Source organism: Streptomyces sp. NPDC048255 (assembly GCF_040652415.1).
GTDB lineage: Bacteria > Actinomycetota > Actinomycetes > Streptomycetales > Streptomycetaceae > Streptomyces.
Genome location: NZ_JBEZMA010000098.1, coordinates 1 through 17,371 on the forward strand (window position 1 = coordinate 1; position 17,371 = coordinate 17,371).

16 protein-coding genes are annotated in these 17,371 nt (G+C 73.5%); 9 read left to right on the forward strand and 7 right to left on the reverse strand.

Annotated elements, in window-relative coordinates; all coding sequences use genetic code 11:
* Positions 1–103: 103 nt before the first annotated feature.
* The 5 genes from AB0D94_RS36380 to AB0D94_RS36400 all read right to left on the reverse strand — a co-directional run bounded on the left by AB0D94_RS36380 (position 104) and on the right by AB0D94_RS36400 (position 4,564).
* A complete protein-coding gene (locus tag AB0D94_RS36380; protein ID WP_362061729.1) occupies positions 104–1,045 on the reverse strand; it encodes a tyrosine-protein phosphatase in 942 nt (313 codons plus the stop codon).
* A gap of 127 nt (positions 1,046–1,172) precedes the next feature.
* Complete coding sequence (locus AB0D94_RS36385; protein WP_362061732.1) at positions 1,173–2,231, reverse strand: nitronate monooxygenase; 1,059 nt, start codon at positions 2,229–2,231, stop codon at positions 1,173–1,175.
* A gap of 4 nt (positions 2,232–2,235) precedes the next feature.
* The gene (locus AB0D94_RS36390; protein ID WP_362061771.1) at positions 2,236–2,961 is read right to left on the reverse strand and encodes a CoA-transferase; all 726 of its coding nucleotides are present in this window, start codon (positions 2,959–2,961) and stop codon (positions 2,236–2,238) included.
* A 5-nt stretch (positions 2,962–2,966) separates the two neighbouring features.
* A complete protein-coding gene (locus AB0D94_RS36395; protein ID WP_362061735.1) occupies positions 2,967–3,818 on the reverse strand; it encodes a CoA-transferase in 852 nt (283 codons plus the stop codon).
* The gene (locus AB0D94_RS36400; RefSeq protein WP_362061738.1) at positions 3,815–4,564 is read right to left on the reverse strand and encodes an enoyl-CoA hydratase family protein; all 750 of its coding nucleotides are present in this window, start codon (positions 4,562–4,564) and stop codon (positions 3,815–3,817) included. Before AB0D94_RS36400 ends, AB0D94_RS36395 begins: the two co-directional genes overlap by 4 nt.
* A 56-nt stretch (positions 4,565–4,620) precedes the next feature.
* On the opposite strand from AB0D94_RS36400, the gene AB0D94_RS36405 reads away from it, so the two are divergent.
* The 4 genes from AB0D94_RS36405 (at position 4,621) to AB0D94_RS36420 (ending at position 8,061) form a co-directional block, all read left to right on the forward strand.
* Positions 4,621–5,385 carry an SDR family oxidoreductase gene (locus AB0D94_RS36405; protein ID WP_362061741.1) on the forward strand — a complete coding sequence of 255 codons (765 nt, stop codon included), beginning with the start codon at positions 4,621–4,623 and terminating at the stop codon, positions 5,383–5,385.
* A 1-nt stretch (position 5,386) separates the two neighbouring features.
* Positions 5,387–6,295, forward strand: coding sequence for an SDR family oxidoreductase (locus AB0D94_RS36410; protein ID WP_362061744.1), 909 nt, complete (start codon positions 5,387–5,389; stop codon positions 6,293–6,295).
* 363 nt (positions 6,296–6,658) lie between these two features.
* Positions 6,659–7,306 (forward strand): DUF4360 domain-containing protein, encoded by a 648-nt coding sequence (locus tag AB0D94_RS36415; protein ID WP_362061747.1) that lies wholly within the window; start codon positions 6,659–6,661, stop codon positions 7,304–7,306.
* 47 nt (positions 7,307–7,353) lie between these two features.
* Positions 7,354–8,061, forward strand: coding sequence for a DUF4360 domain-containing protein (locus AB0D94_RS36420; protein ID WP_362061750.1), 708 nt, complete (start codon positions 7,354–7,356; stop codon positions 8,059–8,061).
* A gap of 194 nt (positions 8,062–8,255) precedes the next feature.
* Here AB0D94_RS36420 and AB0D94_RS36425 read toward each other — a convergent pair whose 3' ends face one another.
* Together AB0D94_RS36425 and AB0D94_RS36430 are read right to left on the reverse strand one after the other, a co-directional pair.
* Positions 8,256–8,948, reverse strand: coding sequence for an HAD family acid phosphatase (locus AB0D94_RS36425; protein WP_362061753.1), 693 nt, complete (start codon positions 8,946–8,948; stop codon positions 8,256–8,258).
* 141 nt (positions 8,949–9,089) lie between these two features.
* Complete coding sequence (locus tag AB0D94_RS36430; RefSeq protein ID WP_362061756.1) at positions 9,090–9,986, reverse strand: hypothetical protein; 897 nt, start codon at positions 9,984–9,986, stop codon at positions 9,090–9,092.
* Between the two features lie 173 nt (positions 9,987–10,159).
* Here AB0D94_RS36430 and AB0D94_RS36435 point away from each other — a divergent pair, with 173 nt between their 5' ends.
* The 5 genes from AB0D94_RS36435 (at position 10,160) to pepN (ending at position 17,082) form a co-directional block, all read left to right on the forward strand.
* Positions 10,160–10,912, forward strand: coding sequence for a serine protease (locus AB0D94_RS36435; RefSeq protein ID WP_362061774.1), 753 nt, complete (start codon positions 10,160–10,162; stop codon positions 10,910–10,912).
* Between the two features lie 235 nt (positions 10,913–11,147).
* Positions 11,148–11,801 carry a response regulator transcription factor gene (locus tag AB0D94_RS36440; protein WP_362061759.1) on the forward strand — a complete coding sequence of 218 codons (654 nt, stop codon included), beginning with the start codon at positions 11,148–11,150 and terminating at the stop codon, positions 11,799–11,801.
* Between the two features lie 883 nt (positions 11,802–12,684).
* Positions 12,685–13,902, forward strand: coding sequence for a histidine kinase (locus tag AB0D94_RS36445; protein ID WP_362061762.1), 1,218 nt, complete (start codon positions 12,685–12,687; stop codon positions 13,900–13,902).
* 71 nt (positions 13,903–13,973) lie between these two features.
* Entirely contained in the window at positions 13,974–14,312 is a 339-nt protein-coding gene (locus tag AB0D94_RS36450) for a chorismate mutase (protein WP_362061765.1), read from the forward strand.
* Positions 14,313–14,514: 202 nt separating this feature from the next.
* Positions 14,515–17,082: an aminopeptidase N gene (gene pepN, locus AB0D94_RS36455; protein ID WP_362061768.1), complete on the forward strand. Its 2,568-nt coding sequence runs from the start codon at positions 14,515–14,517 to the stop codon at positions 17,080–17,082.
* Positions 17,083–17,371 lie beyond the last annotated feature (289 nt).

Genomic DNA, 17,371 nt, shown 5'->3' on the forward strand with positions numbered 1-17,371 from the left:
CCTTCTGTTGCGGGGGGGGGGGCCCCCCGCCCCCCCCCCCCGGCTCTTCGCTGTCCCGGGCCCCGCGGGGGCGGGCCGGGGGGCCGGGCCGTCCCGGCCGCGGTCAGCGGACCAGCTTGTCCTGGAGCTTGGCCAGGGTCCACAGGTCCAGACCCAGGCCCTCGGTCAGGTAGCCGTAGAAGCCGTCGTAGTCGGCCTCCAGCTGGGCCGTGGCCGAGTCCAGGTAGTCCTGGCGGACCTCCTGGAGCGGGATCAGCAGGTCCGGATTCTGCATGCGCCCCGACTGCTTCAGCCCGGCCCGCACCTGGGCGTCGTAGGCGGCACGGAACGTGTTCGACGCCAGGTAGTCACGCTCGGCCGTGGCCTCGGGCACGGCCAGGGCCCGCAGCAGCACGTAGCTCATCCAGCCCGTACGGTCCTTCCCGGACGTGCAGTGGTACAGCAGCGGGCCCTGCTTGCCGTCGGCGATCTCCCGCAGGGTCGTCGCGAACTGCGCCCGGTTCTCGGGACTGGTCACGAACGTGCGGTAGATGTCGCGCATGTAGGCCTCGGCGCGGCCACCGCCGAGCATCTGCTCCTGCTTCACGGGGTCACCGCTGGAGATGGCGCCCACCAGGGTGCCGTAGAGACCGAGGTCGCTGACCGGGCGCGAGGTGGGGGTGAGCCCCGCGGGCAGCTTGTCGGCGCCGTCGTACTGGACCTCCATCGGGATCCGGAAGTCGACGACCTTCTTCAGGCCCAGACCGCCGACGGTGGAGATGTCCGCGGCGGTCAACTTGCTCAGTGCGTCGGCGCGGTAGACCAGCCCCTTGCGGACCTGGCCGCCCGTGTACGTGAGGTAACCGCCCAGGTCGCGGACGTTGACCGCGCCCTGGAGGGGGATCTGGACGATCGGCTGCGCGCCGGTGTGGGGCCGGTACGGCTGCAGGGCGCTGACCCCGGCTCCGGGCGCCGCCGCCGCGGCGTGCGCGGAAGCGGGCAGGACCAGGACGGCGAGGGCGGAGGCGAGCACCGCGGTCGCCAGGCGGATTCGGGCACGGCTCATGTTTCGACTCCTGTGGCGGAGAAGGGGGATCACCCTGGTGGTGGCAGGGTGCCGAGCGAGTGCGGACGGTTTGGTGAGCGAGTCCTGAGTGGTGCCTGCGGGGCGGGCGGACGACGCCGCTTCGGACTCACTCGTCCAGCTGTTCCAGGTGACGCAGCACGGTGTGCGCCTCGGCCATGACGCGGGAGACGAGCTCCGCACAGGACGGGAGATCATCGATCACGCCCGCGACCTGGCCCGATGCCATGACTCCGAGGTCCGTACGGCCCTCGACCATGGACGCCTTGAGGAGCATGGGGGTGTTCGCGGCGAGCAGCACCTGGCTCCAGGACAGGTCCTTGCCGTGTTTCATCGCGAGGCCGTCGCGCACCATCCGCGCCCAGGTCAGGCCGGAGAGCCGCTTGAAGCCCGCCGCGTGCCGGACCGCCCGCAGCAGCGCCCGGGTGCGGCCCGCCCGCTCCAGGGACTCGACCAGCTCCGAGCGGAGCATGCGGTGCGGCAGGCCGTCGACGGCCGTGGTGACGGTGACGTCCTTGACCGTGGCCTTCAGGTACTCGGCCTTCACGGCGTCCGGGACGGTGGAATCCGAGGTCAGCAGGAAACGGGTGCCCATGGCGATGCCCGAGGCCCCGTACGACAGGGCCGCGACCAGGCCCCGTCCGTCACTGAAGCCGCCCGCCGCGACCACCGGGATGTCCACGGCGTCCACGACCTGCGGCAGCAGCACCGTAGTGGCCACGTCCCCGGTGTGGCCGCCGCCCTCGCCGCCCTGCACGATCACCGCGTCGGCGCCCCAGGCGGCCACCTTCTCCGCGTGCCGCCGGGCCCCGATCGACGGGATGACGACCACCCCCGCGTCCCTGAGCCGCCCGATCAGCTCCCTGGAGGGCGCGAGGGCGAACGAGGCGACCCGTACCCCCTCGTCGATGATCAGCTGGGCGCGCTCGGCCGCGTCCCCGGCGTCCGCACGCAGATTGACCCCGAAGGGCGTCCCCTCCGGCGTGCGGGACTTGACCTCGCGCACCGCCGCCCGCAGCTGGTCCACCGTCATCGTCGCCGAGGCCAGGATCCCCAGAGCGCCCGCGTTGGCCGCCCCCGACACCAGCCGCGGACCGGCGACCCAGCCCATGCCCGTCTGCACGATCGGATGCTCGACCCCGACCAGTTTCGTGAACGCCGTCTCCATCGGATCAGCCCCGCACTTCCCGCTCGCGCAGCCCCTCGGGGTCGATCACCTCGCGGATCAGCCGCAGCTCGTCCGCCGTCGGCTCCCGCGTGTACGGGACCTGCTCGGCGGCGGCCAGCTCGAAGCCCGTGGCCGCCCGGACCTCCTCCACGGTGACCCCCGGATGCAGGGAGGCCAGGCGCATGCTGTGGCCGGGGCCGGCGAAGTCGAAGACGCCGAGATCGCTGACCACCCGGGGGAGCCGGTGGAAGCGGGTCACACCGGCCGCCGCGGCACGGTCGTAGCCGACCCCGCTCACCATGTCGACACGCTCGACGAACACCCGGGTGGAATGCTTCGGCACCCAGTAACTCACCGGATTGTTCAGGGTGTTGACCGGAGCCCCGCGCACCCCCAGGAGCTGGCGGGCCGGCCGCTCCCAGTCGCCGATGCAGGAGATGTTCTGGTTGCCGAACCGGTCGATCTGGCTGGCCCCCATCATCACGTGGCGCCTGCCGCCGGTCACCATGGCCAGGTGCCGCCGGTACGGGAGCCAGCCCTCGACCGTGCCGTCGAGACCGACCAGCATGGCTTCGCCGTCGGTCAGCAGCAGATCGGGGGCGAAGGTCCGCTTCGCGAGCCGCGCCCCGAAGGAGGGGATCAGGCCCATCGGGCTGGCGAGCACCTCGCCGTCGCCGCGCCAGGCCTCGGCGCAGGCGAGGACGCAGTACTCGGCCCGGGTGACGGTCACGGTGGTCACTGCTGCTCCTCGTGCCAGGTCCGGACGGCTGACTGGTAGTCGTGCTCGCCCCCGCCGGACAGGAAGCGGGCGGCGAACTCGGGCCAGGGGGTGGTCGCGTACAGCTTCTGGAAGGCCTCGTCGCGGTCGTAGTCGGGGGCGCAGGAGGTGAAGTGGGCGCCGTTCGGGGTCTCCACCACCCCGGTGACGGAGTGCCGGCTGACGAGGAGGGACTGCGGGGGGCCGGCCTTGGCGAGCTCGGCGCTCTCCACCAGCTGCTCGCAGGAGACGTAGGCGGCGTCGGCGGCCTCGCAGAACAGGTCGTCGAAGTAGGGGTCCGGGCCCAGGTACTGGGCGTTGCCGAGGCGGTCGGCGCGGTTGAGGTGGACCAGGGCGGCGTCCATGCGCAGGGCGGGCACGGCGACGAACTCCTCGCCGTCCGCGTAGGGGGAGGTGACGGTGCGCAGCTCCGGGTTGACCCGCATCACGTCGGAGCCGAGGCCGGCGCGGACGGGGAGGAACGGCAGCCGGTTGGCGGCGGCGTGCAGGCCCCACATGAACATGGCCTCGTCGAGCTCGGTGAGGGTGAAGGCGGCGCGCTCGCGGGCGGCCCGGAAGTGGGGCTCCAGGGGGATGGAGTCGAGGGTGGCGAAGGGGGCGACGAGCCGCTTGATCCGGCCGGCGGCGGCCAGCAGGCCGACGTCGGGGCCCCCGTAGGAGATCACGGTGAGATCGGTGATCTCGGACCGGAGCAGTGCTCGCACCAGGGCCATGGGCTTGCGCCGGGACCCCCAGCCGCCGATGCCGAGGGTCATCCCGCTGCGCAGCCGGCCGGCGACCTCCTCCGGGGTCATGCTCTTGTCGGTCATGGACGCGGTTCCTTCCCGAAGGTGTCGCGGACCCGGTCGGCCACCCCGCTGAGGTTGGCCTCGAAGGTGAAGCCCTGCTCGAAGCGGTAGCTGCGGCGCACGTCCACGGGGTCGATGCCGTTGATCGCGGCCTTGGCCAGCCGGATCAGGTGGCCGTCCTTGCGGGCGATCTCGGCGGCCAGCTCCAGGGCCGCGGAAGGCAGTTCCGCGCGCGGGACCACCTTCCAGACCGAGCCGTGCGCGTGGAGTTCGGCGGCCGTCGCGGTGCGCGAGGTGTAGTAGAGCGCGCGCATCAGGTGCTGCGGGACGAGGCGGGCCAGGTGGGTGGCCGCCCCGAGCGCGCCCCGGTCGAGCTCGGGCAGCCCGAAGGTCGCGTCGTCGCTCGCCACGATCGCGTCGGCGTTGCCGACGAGGCCGATGCCACCGCCCAGGCAGAAGCCGTTCACGGCCGCGACGACCGGCACCTCGCACTCGTACACGGCGGCGAAGGCCTCGTAGCAGCCGCGGTTGGCGCCGATGAGGGAGGCGTGGCCGGTGTCGCGCTGCAACTCCTTGATGTCGACGCCCGCGTTGAAGCCGCGGCCCTCGGCTGCCAGGACCACGCACCGGACCTCGGGGTCGCGGCCGGCGGCGCGCAGCGCGTCCGCGAGGTCGTACCAGCCCTGCACGGGCAGCGCGTTGACGGGCGGGAAGTCGACGGTGACACGGGCGATGCCCTTGCCCGGGCTTGAGGTGGAGACACCCATGAACGGATCAGCTACCTTTCCACCAAACATTTGTTAGGCGAGGAAGGTAGCAGCCTATGGAGCTCGACGGGAGGGTCGCCGTCGTCACCGGCGGAACCCGGGGCGTCGGCGCCGGGATCGCCCGGTCGTTCCTCGCGGCCGGCGCGCACGTCGTCGTCTGCGCCCGCCGCCCGCCCCCGCAACCGGTGGCGGCGGCCGGCCGGGAGGCCGCCTTCACCGCCCTCGACCTGCGCGATCCCGCCGCCGTGGAGGAGTTCTTCGGCTCGGTCGCCCGCCGCTACGGGCGGCTCGACTGCCTGGTCAACAACGCGGGCGGCACCCCGTACCGGCCGCTGGAGGAGGGCGGGGCGCAGCGCCACGCACGGGTCCTCGAACTGAACCTGCTCGCCCCGATGACCGCCTCGCTGCTGGCCTACCCCTGGCTGCGCGAGGCCCGCGGCTCGGTGGTGATGATCGGCAGCGTCAGCGGGACCCGGCCCTCGCCGGGGACGGCGGCGTACGGGGCGGCCAAGGCGGGCCTGGAGAACCTGGCCCGGTCCATGGCCGTGGAGTGGGCGCCCGAGGTACGGGTGAACTCGCTGGTCCTGGGCATGGTGCGGACCGAGCTGTCCCACCTGCACTACGGGGACGAGGCCGGGATCGCGGCGGTGGGCGCGACCGTACCGCTGGGACGGCTGGCCGAGCCCGGGGACGTGGGGGAGGCGGCCGTGTTCCTGGCGTCCGGCCGGGCCGGATACGTGAGCGGGGCGAGTCTGCTGGTGCACGGGGGCGGGGAACGCCCGGCCTTTCTGGATGCGGCAACTGTGAACAAGGAGAGCTGAGATGGGCATGGCCGAAGGACGCGTGGTCATCGTGACGGGCGCGGGGCGGGGGCTGGGGCGGGCCCACGCGCTGGCCTTCGCGGCCGAGGGGGCGAAGGTCGTCGTCAACGACCTGGGGGTGGGACTGGACGGGGCGCCCGGGACGGACGGCCCGGCCGGGCGGGTGGTGGCGCAGATCCGGGCGCTCGGCGGGCAGGCCGTGGCGCACGGCGGGGACATCGCCACGGGCGAGGGGGCGGCCTCGCTGGTGGAGTGCGCGGTGGCGGAGTTCGGCCGGCTGGACACCCTGGTCAACAACGCCGGCTTCCTGCGCGACCGGATGCTCGTCAACCTGGACGAGGAGGACTGGGACGCCGTCATGCGCGTGCACCTGAAGGGGCACTTCCTGCCGCTGCGGTCGGCGGCGGCGTGGTGGCGGGCGGAGGCCAAGGCCGGCCGGCCGGTGGCGGCCCGGGTGGTCAACACCTCCTCGGGGGCCGGGCTGCTGGGCTCGGTCGGGCAGGGCAACTACAGCGCGGCCAAGGCGGGGATCCTGGGCCTCACGATGGTCGCGGCCGCGGAGATGGGCCGCTACGGGGTCCAGGTCAACGCGATCGCGCCCGCGGCGCGGACCCGCATGACGGAACAGACCTTCGCCGGGACCATGGCCGCCCCGGAGGAGGGCGGCTTCGACGCGATGGCGCCGGAGAACGTGTCCCCGCTGGTGGTCTGGCTGGGCTCGGAGGCCTCGGCGGGGGTCAGCGGCCGGGTCTTCGAGGTGGAGGGCGGGCGGATCACCGTCATGGAGGGCTGGCGGCCGGGCCCGACGGCGGACCGCGAGGCCCGCTTGACCCCGGCCGAGGCGGGCGAGGCGGCGGCGAAACTCCTGTCGTCGGCGCAGCCCCCGCTGCCGGTGTACGGGGCGCGCTAGGGGGTGTCTCGACGGTGTCCCGGCGGGCGTCTCTTCCGGATCCTGCCAGCCGGGCCGGATCGGGGCGGGCCGGATCGGGGCGGACCGGATCGGGCCGGGCCGGATCCGGGCGGGCCCGGTCGGGGGTTCCGGTCATCTTCCGCTCCCGCGGGGGTCCGTAGCGCCCGCCGTCCCGGGTCGCGGGGCTGATGCGCGTGGCGGGGAGCGGTGGCGGACGCCTGGGTTCCGGCCAGGGGCGTGCGGGCGGCGGGCGTTGGCCGTATCGCGGCCTTATCGGCGTCGCGGGCGGCGTGATGGCATGTCCATGTCGAATCGTGGACCGGTCCGGACGAGCGGACCGGTCCGAACGAACATGGAGAAACAATGACGTCGCTCCGCAGACTGACCGTCGGTGCGGCGGCGGTGGCCCTCCTGGCCGTCGCCGCACCCGCGGGAGCCGACACCGGCTCCACCCCGCCCGGGAGAATCACCGTCGAGGTGGTCGGAGTCAACGGCTCGGGCTGCCCGCAGGGGACCGCGTCCGTCGCCGCCGCCTCCGACAACACCTCCTTCACCGTCACCTACAGCGACTACCTCGCCCAGACGGGAGCCGGCTCCGGCGGCACCGCCTTCCGCAAGAACTGCCAGCTCGCCCTGCGCGTCCACGTGCCCCAGGGATTCACGTACGCCATCGCCCGCGCCGACTACCGCGGCTTCGCCCACCTCCAGCGCGGGGCCTTCGGCCAGGAGCGCGCCAACTACTACTTCCAGGGCCAGGCGCAGACGGCCCGCACGACCCACCAGTTCAACGGCCCGCACTCGGACAACTGGCAGGCCAGCGACCGGACGGAGTACGCGGACCTGGTCTGGGCCCCCTGCGGCGAGGAGCGCAACCTCAACGTCAACACCGAACTGCGCGTCTACGCGGGGACGTCGAACCCGCAGGCCCTGAGCTTCATGAGCATGGACTCGACCGACGGCAGCGTCAGCACCGTCTACCACTTCGAGTGGAAGGAATGCACCGCGGCCTGACCCACCCCGCGTGCAGGAAACCCGACTCACGGCCAGGAGTGACAACGATGTCCCTTCCCCTGTCCCGCACCCTGCTCACCGGCTGCGCCATCGCCGCCCTCGTCACCGCCGCGACCCCGGCCGGCGCGGCCGGCCCCGGCTCGGGCCCCGGCTCAGGCCCCGGCGGCGGTCCGATCGTCGCGCCGCCGGACAAGATCGTGATCGAGCTCGCCACCGTCAACGGCTCCGGCTGCCGCGAGGGCACCGCCGAGGTGGCCGTCGCGCCCGACAACACCGCCTTCACGGTCACCTACAGCGAGTACCTCGCGCAGGTCGGCCCCGGCGCCCCGCCGACCGCGTTCCGCAAGAACTGCCAGCTCAATCTCCGCGTCCACGTGCCTTCCGGATTCACCTACGCGATCGTGCAGGCCGACTACCGCGGATTCGCCTTCCTGCAGCCCGGCGCGTGGGGCCAGGAGAGGGCGAACTACTACTTCCAGGGAATGCCCCAGACCTCCCAGCGGACCCATCAGTTCAACGGCCCGCTCAACGACAACTGGCAGGCGACCGACAGGACCGAGTACGCCGATCTGGTCTGGGCGCCCTGCGGGGAGAAGCGCAACTTCAACATCAACACCGAACTGCGCGTGAACGCGGGCACGTCCGACCCGCGGGCCGTGACGAGCTTCATGGCCATGGACTCCACGGACGCCAGCGTCTCGACCCTCTACCACCTGGCCTGGCAGGTGTGCCCGCCCGCCGGCCCCGCCCGCTAGCCGGCGCGGGGCGGGGGTGAAACACCCCCGGACGCGGCCGGGCCCGGCCCCCTGGCGAGGGGTCGGGTCCGGGTCCGTCCATCGTGCGATGGGGTATCTGTACCCGCTACGGGCGTGTGCTGAACCGCGACGGCCCCATCATGTTGTGCGCCGTACGCCGTGCGCCGTCCGGCCGCGGCCCGCCGGCGCGCGGGTCAGGACAGCTTGCCGCCGTAGTCCGGCAGCTTGACGGTGCGTTCGGCGTGCCCGCCGACGAGGTCGGTCGGGCTGTTGCCGATGTTGGCGATGATCGTGTAGCCGCGCGCCTCGATCTCGGCGCGCTTGCCCGTCTTGTACGCGCTGACCTCGTCGAACAGGTCGGGCAGATCGCGGACGTAGAGCCCCGAGACGGGGTAGCCGACGGCCTTGAGGTTGTGCTCGGTGAGGGAGTGGATGATCCCGGGGCGGGCGGTCACGAAGAAGACGGCGACCCCGCGCTCGTGCGCGTACTGGGTGAGCGCGCGGACCTTGGCGATCGCGGGCGTCGGGAAGGTCCAGAACCAGTGGAAGTCCGTCTCCAGCGACGTGTTGTCGATGTCGAGGACGAGGGCGGGCTTCTCGCCGGCAGGCGAGGCGGCGATGCGCTGCTCGATGGCGGGGCGGGCCGCGTCGATGACGGCGGCCACGTCCCGCTGCCAGGTGGCGTAGTCGATGCCGAGAATCGCCGCGTTGCCGCCGGGTGCGGAGGCGGTGGCGGTGGCGGCCGCGGGGGCGGGGACGGGGGCCGGAGCCGGGGCCGCTTGTGCGGCGGTGGCCGGAACCAGCGTCAGGATCGCGGCGGCGGCGGCCGCGCCGACGGCGGCGCGGCGGGTGGCATGTGCGGTGCGGGTGCGGCGGGTGCTGCGCATGGGGGACGCTCCTCGGTCACGCAATTGGCATGTACGCGACCAGATTCGGTCAACCTCGACCCCCATGTCTACTGGCCGGTAAGGAACTTTTCGTGGCCGGGTGGTGAATGATCACCCCCGCTACCCCGACGGCGCCGGAACCTAGGTGTCGCACTCCAGGACCGTCCGGCACAGCCCGCACCGCGCCCGCACCGGCCCGCGCCGCACCGGCAGCCTCAGCCGCTGCCCGCACACCGGGCAGGGGAACTCCACCCGCGCCGGCCCGGAGCCGTCCCGCTCGAAGCGGTACGGGGCTCCGCCCGCCCCCGTGGCGCCGGAGCGCAGGTCCCGGGCGTAGCGCAGCCGCTCCACCCGGCCCGCCGCGGCCAGGGGGGCCTGGCGGTGGTCCCGCTCCGCGAGTGCGCGGCCGCGCACGTAGGCCGCGTAAGCCTGGGGGCTCGTGAACCAGGGGGAGAGGTCCTCGCCGAGCAGGCTGCCGCGTCTGGCCAGGACGTAGCCGAACTCCTCCGGGGTGAGGTAGCCGAGCTTCTGGTGGGTCAGGTCGTCCTCGCGGTAGGCGTCGAGCAGCAGCCAGCCCGCCCCCAGGTAGGCGGCGGCCGTGTCGGTCAGGATCTCGTTGTCCGCGGTGGCCGGGAAGCGCAGGTCCAGGCGGTGCAGCAGCACGTGGGTGACCTCGTGGGCCAGGGCCGCGGCCAGATCGCGGCGGTGCGTGCGGAAGCGGTCGCTGACCTCGACGAAGTACTCGGGGCCCGCGGTCAGTTCCACCGTGGCTGCCTCCTCCATCGGCCGGAAGGCCACCACCATGCGCGCCTCGGGCAGCCGCAGGTGGTGCACCATCGCCGAGGCCACCCGCTGCGCCCCCAGGTGCAGATCGTCGGCGGCGCCGAAGGCCGCGTCGGCGGGGGCGAAGCTCGTCCCGTAGGCGCGGATCCCGTCGGGCGACAGGCGCCGGAAGAGGGCGGTGATGCAGGCGCGCACGGTCGCCAGATGTGGAAATCCGTGCTCGATCGGGCCCCGCGCCCCGCTGTTCTGTCTCATCGGGCCCTCCTGGCCGCAATCCCTGCCGTCCGGGACGGGAGTTGGCCGAAAGTGCGTTCTTGATGCCCGCCATACCTTCGATGTGTCATGGACCCGTCATTCACCCGATGACGCGCACAGCCCAACTCCCCACGAAAGGCAGTGTGTTGACTGTGTCCACCCTCACGCGGTTCATGAAGCGCACCCTCGCCGTCGGAGCGGTCGCCCTCGCCGCCGTCAGCCTCCAGCCCGGCTCCGCCACCGCCGGAACGGCCCCGGTCGTCGGCGGCACCCGCGCCGCCCAGGGCGAATTCCCCTTCATGGTCCGCCTCTCCATGGGCTGCGGAGGCGCGCTCTACACCCAGCAGATCGTCCTCACCGCCGCCCACTGCGTGAACGGCTCCGGCAACAACACCACCATCACCGCCACCGCCGGAGTCGTGGACCTGCGCAGCTCCAGCGCCATCAAGGTCAGGTCCACCAAGGTCCTGCAGGCCCCCGGCTACAACGGCACCGGCAAGGACTGGGCCCTGATCAAGCTCGCCCAGCCCATCAACCTGCCCACCCTCAAGATCGCCGAGACCAAGCAGTACGACAACGGCACCTTCACCGTCGCCGGCTGGGGCGCCACCCGCGAAGGCGGCGGCCAGCAGCGCTACCTGATGAAGGCCACCGTCCCCTTCGTCTCCGACGCCAGCTGCCAGGCCTCGTACGGCAGCTCCCTCGTCCCGAACGAGGAGATCTGCGCCGGCTTCGACCAGGGCGGCGTCGACACCTGCCAGGGCGACTCCGGCGGCCCCATGTTCCGCCGCGACAGCGCCGGCGCCTGGATCCAGGTCGGCATCACCAGCTGGGGCGAGGGCTGCGCCCGGCCCGACTACCCCGGCGTCTACACCGAGGTCTCCACCTTCGCCGCCGAGATCAAGGCAGCCGCGGCCGCGATGTAGCCCGCACCCGTCCTTCCGGCCGGGCAGGAACCGGCCGGAAGGACGAGGCGCCGCCCCCCGGACGTACGTATCGTCGGAGGCAGTACCGCGAGGCCGGAACACCGCCGTCCCCGCCCCGCGGCACCCACCCGGCGGTCCGCTGCGCGGTTGCGGGCCGACCCGCACCCCGGTCCCATGGAAAGGACCCGCCGGGGCAGAGGAAACCGGCAGCGGGCGACAGTGGGGCAGGTGGCGCATGGCGATCAGAGTGGTCATCGCGGACGACCAGGAAATGGTCAGGACCGGATTCCGGATGATCCTCGAAAGCCAGCCCGACATCGAGGTCGTCGCCGACGTCGTCGACGGAGAGGCCGCCCTCGCCGCCGTCGCCGAACACCACCCCGACGTCCTCCTCCTCGACATCCGCATGCCGAAGCTCGACGGCCTCGAAGTCACCCGACGCCTCTCCGCCCACAACGGACCGCGCATCGTCATCGTCACCACCTTCGACCTCGACGAGTACGTCCACGCGGCGCTCCACGGCGGAGCATCCGGCTTCCTCCTGAAAGACGCCAGCCCGGCCATGCTGGTTGAGGCCGTCCGGGCCGCAGCCGTCGGCGACTCCCTCGTCTCACCCGCCATCACCGTGCGGCTGCTGCGCGAAATGGCCCCCCGGACCGCCGCCGCCGCGGCCCGCCGCCCCGCGGAACCCCTCACCGAACGCGAGCGGGACGTCGTACGCTGCCTGGCGCGCGGCCTGACCAACGCCGAGATCGCCGCGGAACTCTTCGTGTCCCTCTCCACCGTCAAGACCCACCTGGCCAACGTCCAGGCCAAACTCGACGCCCGCAACCGCGTCGAGATCGCCGCCTGGGCCTGGGAAAGCGGCCTGGCCGCCGGCGCGGCGTGACGCCGCACCCCCAACCGGGGCCCCGGCGCCCCCGGCGCGGCCCCACCCGGACCGCGGCGGGGCCGCACCCCGCCGATGCCGGGGCCGCCCGAGCCCTTGTCCTGGCGGGGCTGCACCGTGCGGCAGCAGCCTGTGCCGTCCACGCCCCAGCCCTGGCGGGGCTGCACCGTGCGGCAGCAGCCTGTGCCGTCCACGCCCCAGCCCTGGCGGGGCTGCACCCTGCGACGGCTCGGGCCGGCCGCGCCGCTGCCCCGGCGGGGCTGCACCCGGCTGCGGCCCGGGCCGTCCGCGCCGCTGCCCCGGCGGGGCTGCACCCGGCTGCCCGCCGACCCGGCCCGCCCGCTCCGGTAGCACCGGCGGCCCGCCGCGCGGCCCCTCTGGCACGCAGGGCCGGGGTCCGGGCCGTCCGCGCCGCTGCCCCGGTTGGGCTGTACCCGGCCGCGGCCCGGGCCGTCCGCGCCTACGGCGTCGCGGTCCGGGGCTGCGCCGGTGCCCCGGCCTGCGGCGCGGGCCCGGTCTGCGGCACGCCCCCGGCCGCCCACCGACCCGGCCCGCCCGCCCCGGCACTACCGGCGCCCCGGCGCGGGGCACCCCTGGCCCGCCGGGCCGGCGAGCACGCCCTGGCAGCACCGCCCGCCCACTGCGCGGCACCTCTGGCCCGCCGGGCCGGGGCCGGGGCCCGGGCTGTGATTCGGGCCTGCGCTGGTGTTCCGGCCTGCGGCGCGGGCCGGACGGGGCTCGTTCCGCAGGGCCGTACGGGTGCCCGTACCGGCGGGTGGACCTGCCCGGGCGCGTGCCCGCGACGGCCCGGCGCAGGCGAGGCGTATCGGGCCGTGGCTTCGGCGGCACGGCGAGAGGGTGGCCGTAGCCGCGGGGGAGCGTCGTGAGTCCGCTTGCCGGCTGGGCACGGCGGCACCCGCACGCCGCCGACTGGATCCGGCTCTGCCTCTCCCTCGTCCTGCTCGCCCTCGTCACCTTCGAGGGGGTCGTCCTCGCCCGCCGGCCCAGCCTCCCGCACGCCGCCGTATGGATCTCCGGCATCCTCGTCTGCCTCAGCGCCGCGCCCTGGCCCGCCGTCCCCCTCCTCGCCCGCGCCTGGTTCGCCGCCGCCGTCACCTGGACCGTCACCCTCCTCCTCATCTTCGGCAACCACCCCCTCGTCGTCTGGGGCGGCGGCGAGGCCATCGCCCTCCTCGTCCTCCTCTCCCAGGTCCTCCTCCGCGCCCCCGCCCGCACCGCCGCCGTCCTCGGCCCGCTCCTCGGGCTCGGCTGCATGGCCGTACCCGTCCGGGACACCGACCCCGGCCGGTTCACGCTCCTCTTCTCCGTCCTCACCGTCGTCGTCGGCGCGTACTCGCTCCTGCTGCGCCTGCAGTCCGTCCAGCGCGTGCGCGAACTGCGCGCCGTACGCACCGCCGAACGCCTCGAACTCGCCCGCGAACTCCACGACCTCGTCGCCCACCACGTCACCGGGATCGTCGTCGAGGCCCGCGCAGCCCGGTACACCAAGGTCTCCGCCGACCGCGCCGCCGAGATCTTCGGCCGCATCGAGGCGGCGGGAGACGAGGCCCTCGGCTCGATGCGCCGCCTGGTGAAGATCCTCCGGGAGGACGAGGCCGGAGCAGCGCCCGGAGCCGGACCCGGGGGCGGACCCGGACCCGGACCCGGACCCGGGGGCGCGGCCGGCAGCCGCGCGGGCACCGCCCCCGTCGCAGGCCTCGCCGACATCCGCGGGCTCACCGAACGCTTCTCCGTGACCGGCCCGCCCGTCGTCCTCTACATCGAGCAAGGCCTGGAGAACCGCCTCCCCGGAGACGTCGCCGCCACCGCCCACCGCATCGTCCTCGAAGCCCTCACCAACATCGGCAAGCACGCCGCCACCGCCACCGCCGTACGCATCGGCCTGCGCACCGTCCCCGCCGGCCTCGAACTCCGCATCGCCGACGACGGCGGCCGGCCCGCCCGGCTCTCCGAACAGGCCCGCGGCGGCGGCTACGGCCTCGTCGGCATGGCCGAACGCGCCGAAGCCCTCGGCGGCTCCCTCACCGCCGGCCCCGCCCCCGAAGGCGGCTGGCTCGTCACCGCGGTCCTGCCGATCTAGGACACCCGGGGGTGTCTCACTGGCTGACTGGCCGAAGAACCACCGGCCCCCGCCACGTATTCTCGGTGACCATGAACAAGAGCGACAGCGACAACGGCAACGGCGGGATCGACGCGGACGTCACCGCCGAGCTGGCCCGACTGCGGGACAGCATCGACAACATCGACGCGGCCGTGGTCCACATGCTCGCCGAGCGCTTCAAGTGCACCCAGCAGGTCGGCCACCTCAAGGCCAAGCACCAGCTGCCCCCGGCCGACCCGAACCGCGAGGCCAGCCAGATCGCCCGGCTGCGCCAGCTCGCCGAGAACGCCAAACTCGACCCGGCCTTCGCCGAGAAGCTCCTCAACTTCATCATCGCCGAGGTCATCCGCCACCACGAGACCATCGCCGCGGGCGAAGACGCCTCTTAGGCCGCCCCTCGGGCCCCTTGAGCCTCTCAGGCCGTCTCGTCCGGACCCGGCCGGGCCCGCGCTGCCCGCCACCGCACCGCGCCGCACCTCTCCGCGCCGCACCTCTCCGCGTACGGCACGGGCCCGACCGGCAGGATCCGCGCGATACGACCTTGATCACACCCAGTGGGGGACCGGCCGCCCCTTGCGGCAGCATGGGCCCATGTCCGCACTGACGCGCAACGAAGCGCAGCACCGAGCCCAGCTCCTCGACGTCCACCACTACGCCGTCACCCTCGACCTCACCGGCGACGACGAGACCTTCGACTCCACCACCGTCATCCGGTTCAGCGCCCGCGCCGCCGGAGACACCTTCCTGGAGCTGAAACCGGACGAACTGCGCTCCGTCACGCTCGACGGCCACCCCCTCGACCCGGCCACCCTCAGCGGCAACCGCCTGCCCCTCACCGGGCTGGCCGAAGGCCCCCACGAGCTGCGCACCGACACCCGCATGCGCTACTCCCGCACCGGCGAGGGCCTGCACCGCTTCACCGACCCCGCGGACGGGCACACGTACGTCTACAGCCAGATGTTCCTCGACGACGTCCAACGGGTCTTCCCCGCCTTCGACCAGCCCGACCTGAAGGCCGTCTTCGAGTTCACCGTCACCGCCCCCGCACACTGGACCGTCCTCGCCAACGGCATCACCACCCGCGTCGACGGCACGGGCGCCGAGGGCAGCACGGACAACACGGACAGCACGGACGCCGGAGCCGGCGCGGACGGCGCGGCCGCCGTATGGCGGTCCGCCCCCACACCCCCCATCCCCACCTACCTCGCCGCCGTCGCCGCAGGCCCCTGGCACAGCGTCACCACCCGCCACGCCGGCCTGCCCTTCGGCATCCACTGCCGCCAGTCCCTCGCCCCCCACCTGGACGACGACGCCGAAGAGATCCTCTCCGTCACCAAGGACTGCTTCGACCGCTACCAGCAGAAGTTCACCGAGCCCTACCCCTTCGACTCCTACGACCAGGCCTTCGTCCCCGAGTTCAACTCCGGCGCCATGGAGAACCCCGGCCTCGTCACCTTCCGCGACGAGTTCATCTACCGCTCCGCCGTCACCGACACCGAACGCCAGACCCGCGCCATGGTCATCGCCCACGAGATGGCCCACATGTGGTTCGGCGACCTCGTCACCCTGCGCTGGTTCGACGACATCTGGCTCAACGAATCCTTCGCCGAATACATGGGCTACCAGACCCTCGCCGAAGCCACCCGCTTCACCGGCACCTGGACCGAATTCGGCGTCGCCCGCAAGGCCTGGGGCTACGACGCCGACCAGCGCCCCTCCACCCACCCCGTCGCCCCAGCCCCCGAAGACGTCCCCGACACCGCCTCCGCCCTCCTCAACTTCGACGGCATCTCCTACGCCAAGGGCGCCTCCGTCCTGCGCCAGCTCGTCGCCTGGCTCGGCGAGAAGGACTTCCTGGCCGGCATCAACACCCACTTCGCCCGCCACAAGTTCGCCAACGCCTCACTCGCCGACTTCGTCGACTCCCTCGCCGTCCACACCGAACGGGACGTCCACGCCTGGGCCGACATCTGGCTGCGCACCACCGGCATCGACACCCTCACCCCCAAGATCCAGGAAAGCACCGACGGCGCCCCCGGCTGGACCCTCACCGTCGACCACCGCGGCAGCCGCCCCCACCGCATCGCAGCCGGCGTCTACGACCGCGACCCCGCCGACGGCCGCGCCCTGGAACTGCGCGAACTCCTCGACCTCGACGTCCCCTCCGACGAAATCATCTCCGTCGGCGGCCCGCGCCCCGCACTCCTCGTCCTCAACGACGCCGACTTCACCTACGCCAAGGTCCGGCTCGACGACACCTCCGTCGAAACCGTCCTGCGCGGCCTGTCCGGCATCCCCGACCCGCTCACCCGCGCCGTCGTCTGGAACTCCCTGCGCGACATGGTCCGCGACGGCGAACTGGACCCCCAGGACTACCTCGCCACCGCCGAGGCCCACCTGCCCGACGAAGACGACCTGGCCGTCGTCCAAGGCGTCCTCGCGTTCGCCCGCACCCAGATCGCCGACCGCTACGTCCTCCCCGAGAACCGCAACGCCACCCTCGCCACCATCACCTCCATCGCCCGCGCCCTCCTGCGCCGCACCGAAGACGGCTCCGCCCCCGGCCTGCGGCTCGCCGCCGTACGCACCGCCGTCGACAGCGCCACCCAGCCCGACACCCTCGCCGCCTGGCTCACCGACGACACCGTCCCCGGCGGCCCCGAACTCGACCCCGAACTGCGCTGGCGCATCCTCGCCCGCCTCTCCGTCCTCGGCGCCGTCGGGGAGGGCGACATCGAAGCCGCCCTGACCGCCGACCCCAGCGCCACCGGCGAGGAAGGCGCCGCCCGCTGCCGCGCCGCACTCCCCACCGCGCAGGCCAAGGCAGCCGCCTGGCAGCGCCTCTTCCACGACGACAGCCTCTCGAACTACCTGTTCACCGCCGTCGCCCAAGGCTTCTGGCAGCCCGAACAGGCCGAACTCGTACGGGACTACGTGCCGCGCTACTACCCCGAAGCCATCGCCCTCGGCGCCCGCCGCGGCCCGGCCATCGGCGAGGCCGCCGGCCGCTGGGCCTTCCCGGCCTACGCCATCGACGAGGCCAACCTCCAGGCAGGCCGCGCCTGCCTCGCCGACCCGGACATCCTCCCGACCCTGCGCCGCAAGCTCGACGACCAACTCGCGGACCTGACCCGAGCCCTGCACGTCCGCAGGGCGTAACCCCTGCCGGTCCCCTGCGGGGGGCTTGGCCGGGGACACTCCGGAGCATCTCCTCGCCTACGCATGCCCAGGCTGCGGCACGGCCGCACGGGGCTCCGCGCCTCAATCGCCGGCGAGGCTGGAATTGCCCCTCTCCGTGCCTACCGGGCGCGGCGGGTGTGGGGCCGGGGCCGCCGCTTCCCCTGCGGGGGGCTTGGCCGGGTGCGGCGCCGTTGCTGGGGCTCTGCCCCAGGCCCCGCGCCTCAATCGCCGGCGGGGCTGGGTTTGGCGTCGGGTGTGGGCCGGGGCC

Coding starts and splice junctions, on each gene's coding strand:
- AB0D94_RS36450 (WP_362061765.1), top strand. CDS start 13,974: ATGAACAAGAGCGACAGCGACAACGGCAACGGCGGGATCGACGCGGAC.
- AB0D94_RS36420 (WP_362061750.1), top strand. CDS start 7,354: ATGTCCCTTCCCCTGTCCCGCACCCTGCTCACCGGCTGCGCCATCGCC.
- AB0D94_RS36380 (WP_362061729.1), bottom strand. CDS start 1,045: ATGAGCCGTGCCCGAATCCGCCTGGCGACCGCGGTGCTCGCCTCCGCC.
- pepN (WP_362061768.1), top strand. CDS start 14,515: ATGTCCGCACTGACGCGCAACGAAGCGCAGCACCGAGCCCAGCTCCTC.
- AB0D94_RS36430 (WP_362061756.1), bottom strand. CDS start 9,986: ATGAGACAGAACAGCGGGGCGCGGGGCCCGATCGAGCACGGATTTCCA.
- AB0D94_RS36435 (WP_362061774.1), top strand. CDS start 10,160: ATGAAGCGCACCCTCGCCGTCGGAGCGGTCGCCCTCGCCGCCGTCAGC.
- AB0D94_RS36425 (WP_362061753.1), bottom strand. CDS start 8,948: ATGCGCAGCACCCGCCGCACCCGCACCGCACATGCCACCCGCCGCGCC.
- AB0D94_RS36440 (WP_362061759.1), top strand. CDS start 11,148: ATGGCGATCAGAGTGGTCATCGCGGACGACCAGGAAATGGTCAGGACC.
- AB0D94_RS36385 (WP_362061732.1), bottom strand. CDS start 2,231: ATGGAGACGGCGTTCACGAAACTGGTCGGGGTCGAGCATCCGATCGTG.
- AB0D94_RS36410 (WP_362061744.1), top strand. CDS start 5,387: ATGGGCATGGCCGAAGGACGCGTGGTCATCGTGACGGGCGCGGGGCGG.
- AB0D94_RS36415 (WP_362061747.1), top strand. CDS start 6,659: ATGACGTCGCTCCGCAGACTGACCGTCGGTGCGGCGGCGGTGGCCCTC.
- AB0D94_RS36400 (WP_362061738.1), bottom strand. CDS start 4,564: ATGGGTGTCTCCACCTCAAGCCCGGGCAAGGGCATCGCCCGTGTCACC.
- AB0D94_RS36405 (WP_362061741.1), top strand. CDS start 4,621: ATGGAGCTCGACGGGAGGGTCGCCGTCGTCACCGGCGGAACCCGGGGC.
- AB0D94_RS36395 (WP_362061735.1), bottom strand. CDS start 3,818: ATGACCGACAAGAGCATGACCCCGGAGGAGGTCGCCGGCCGGCTGCGC.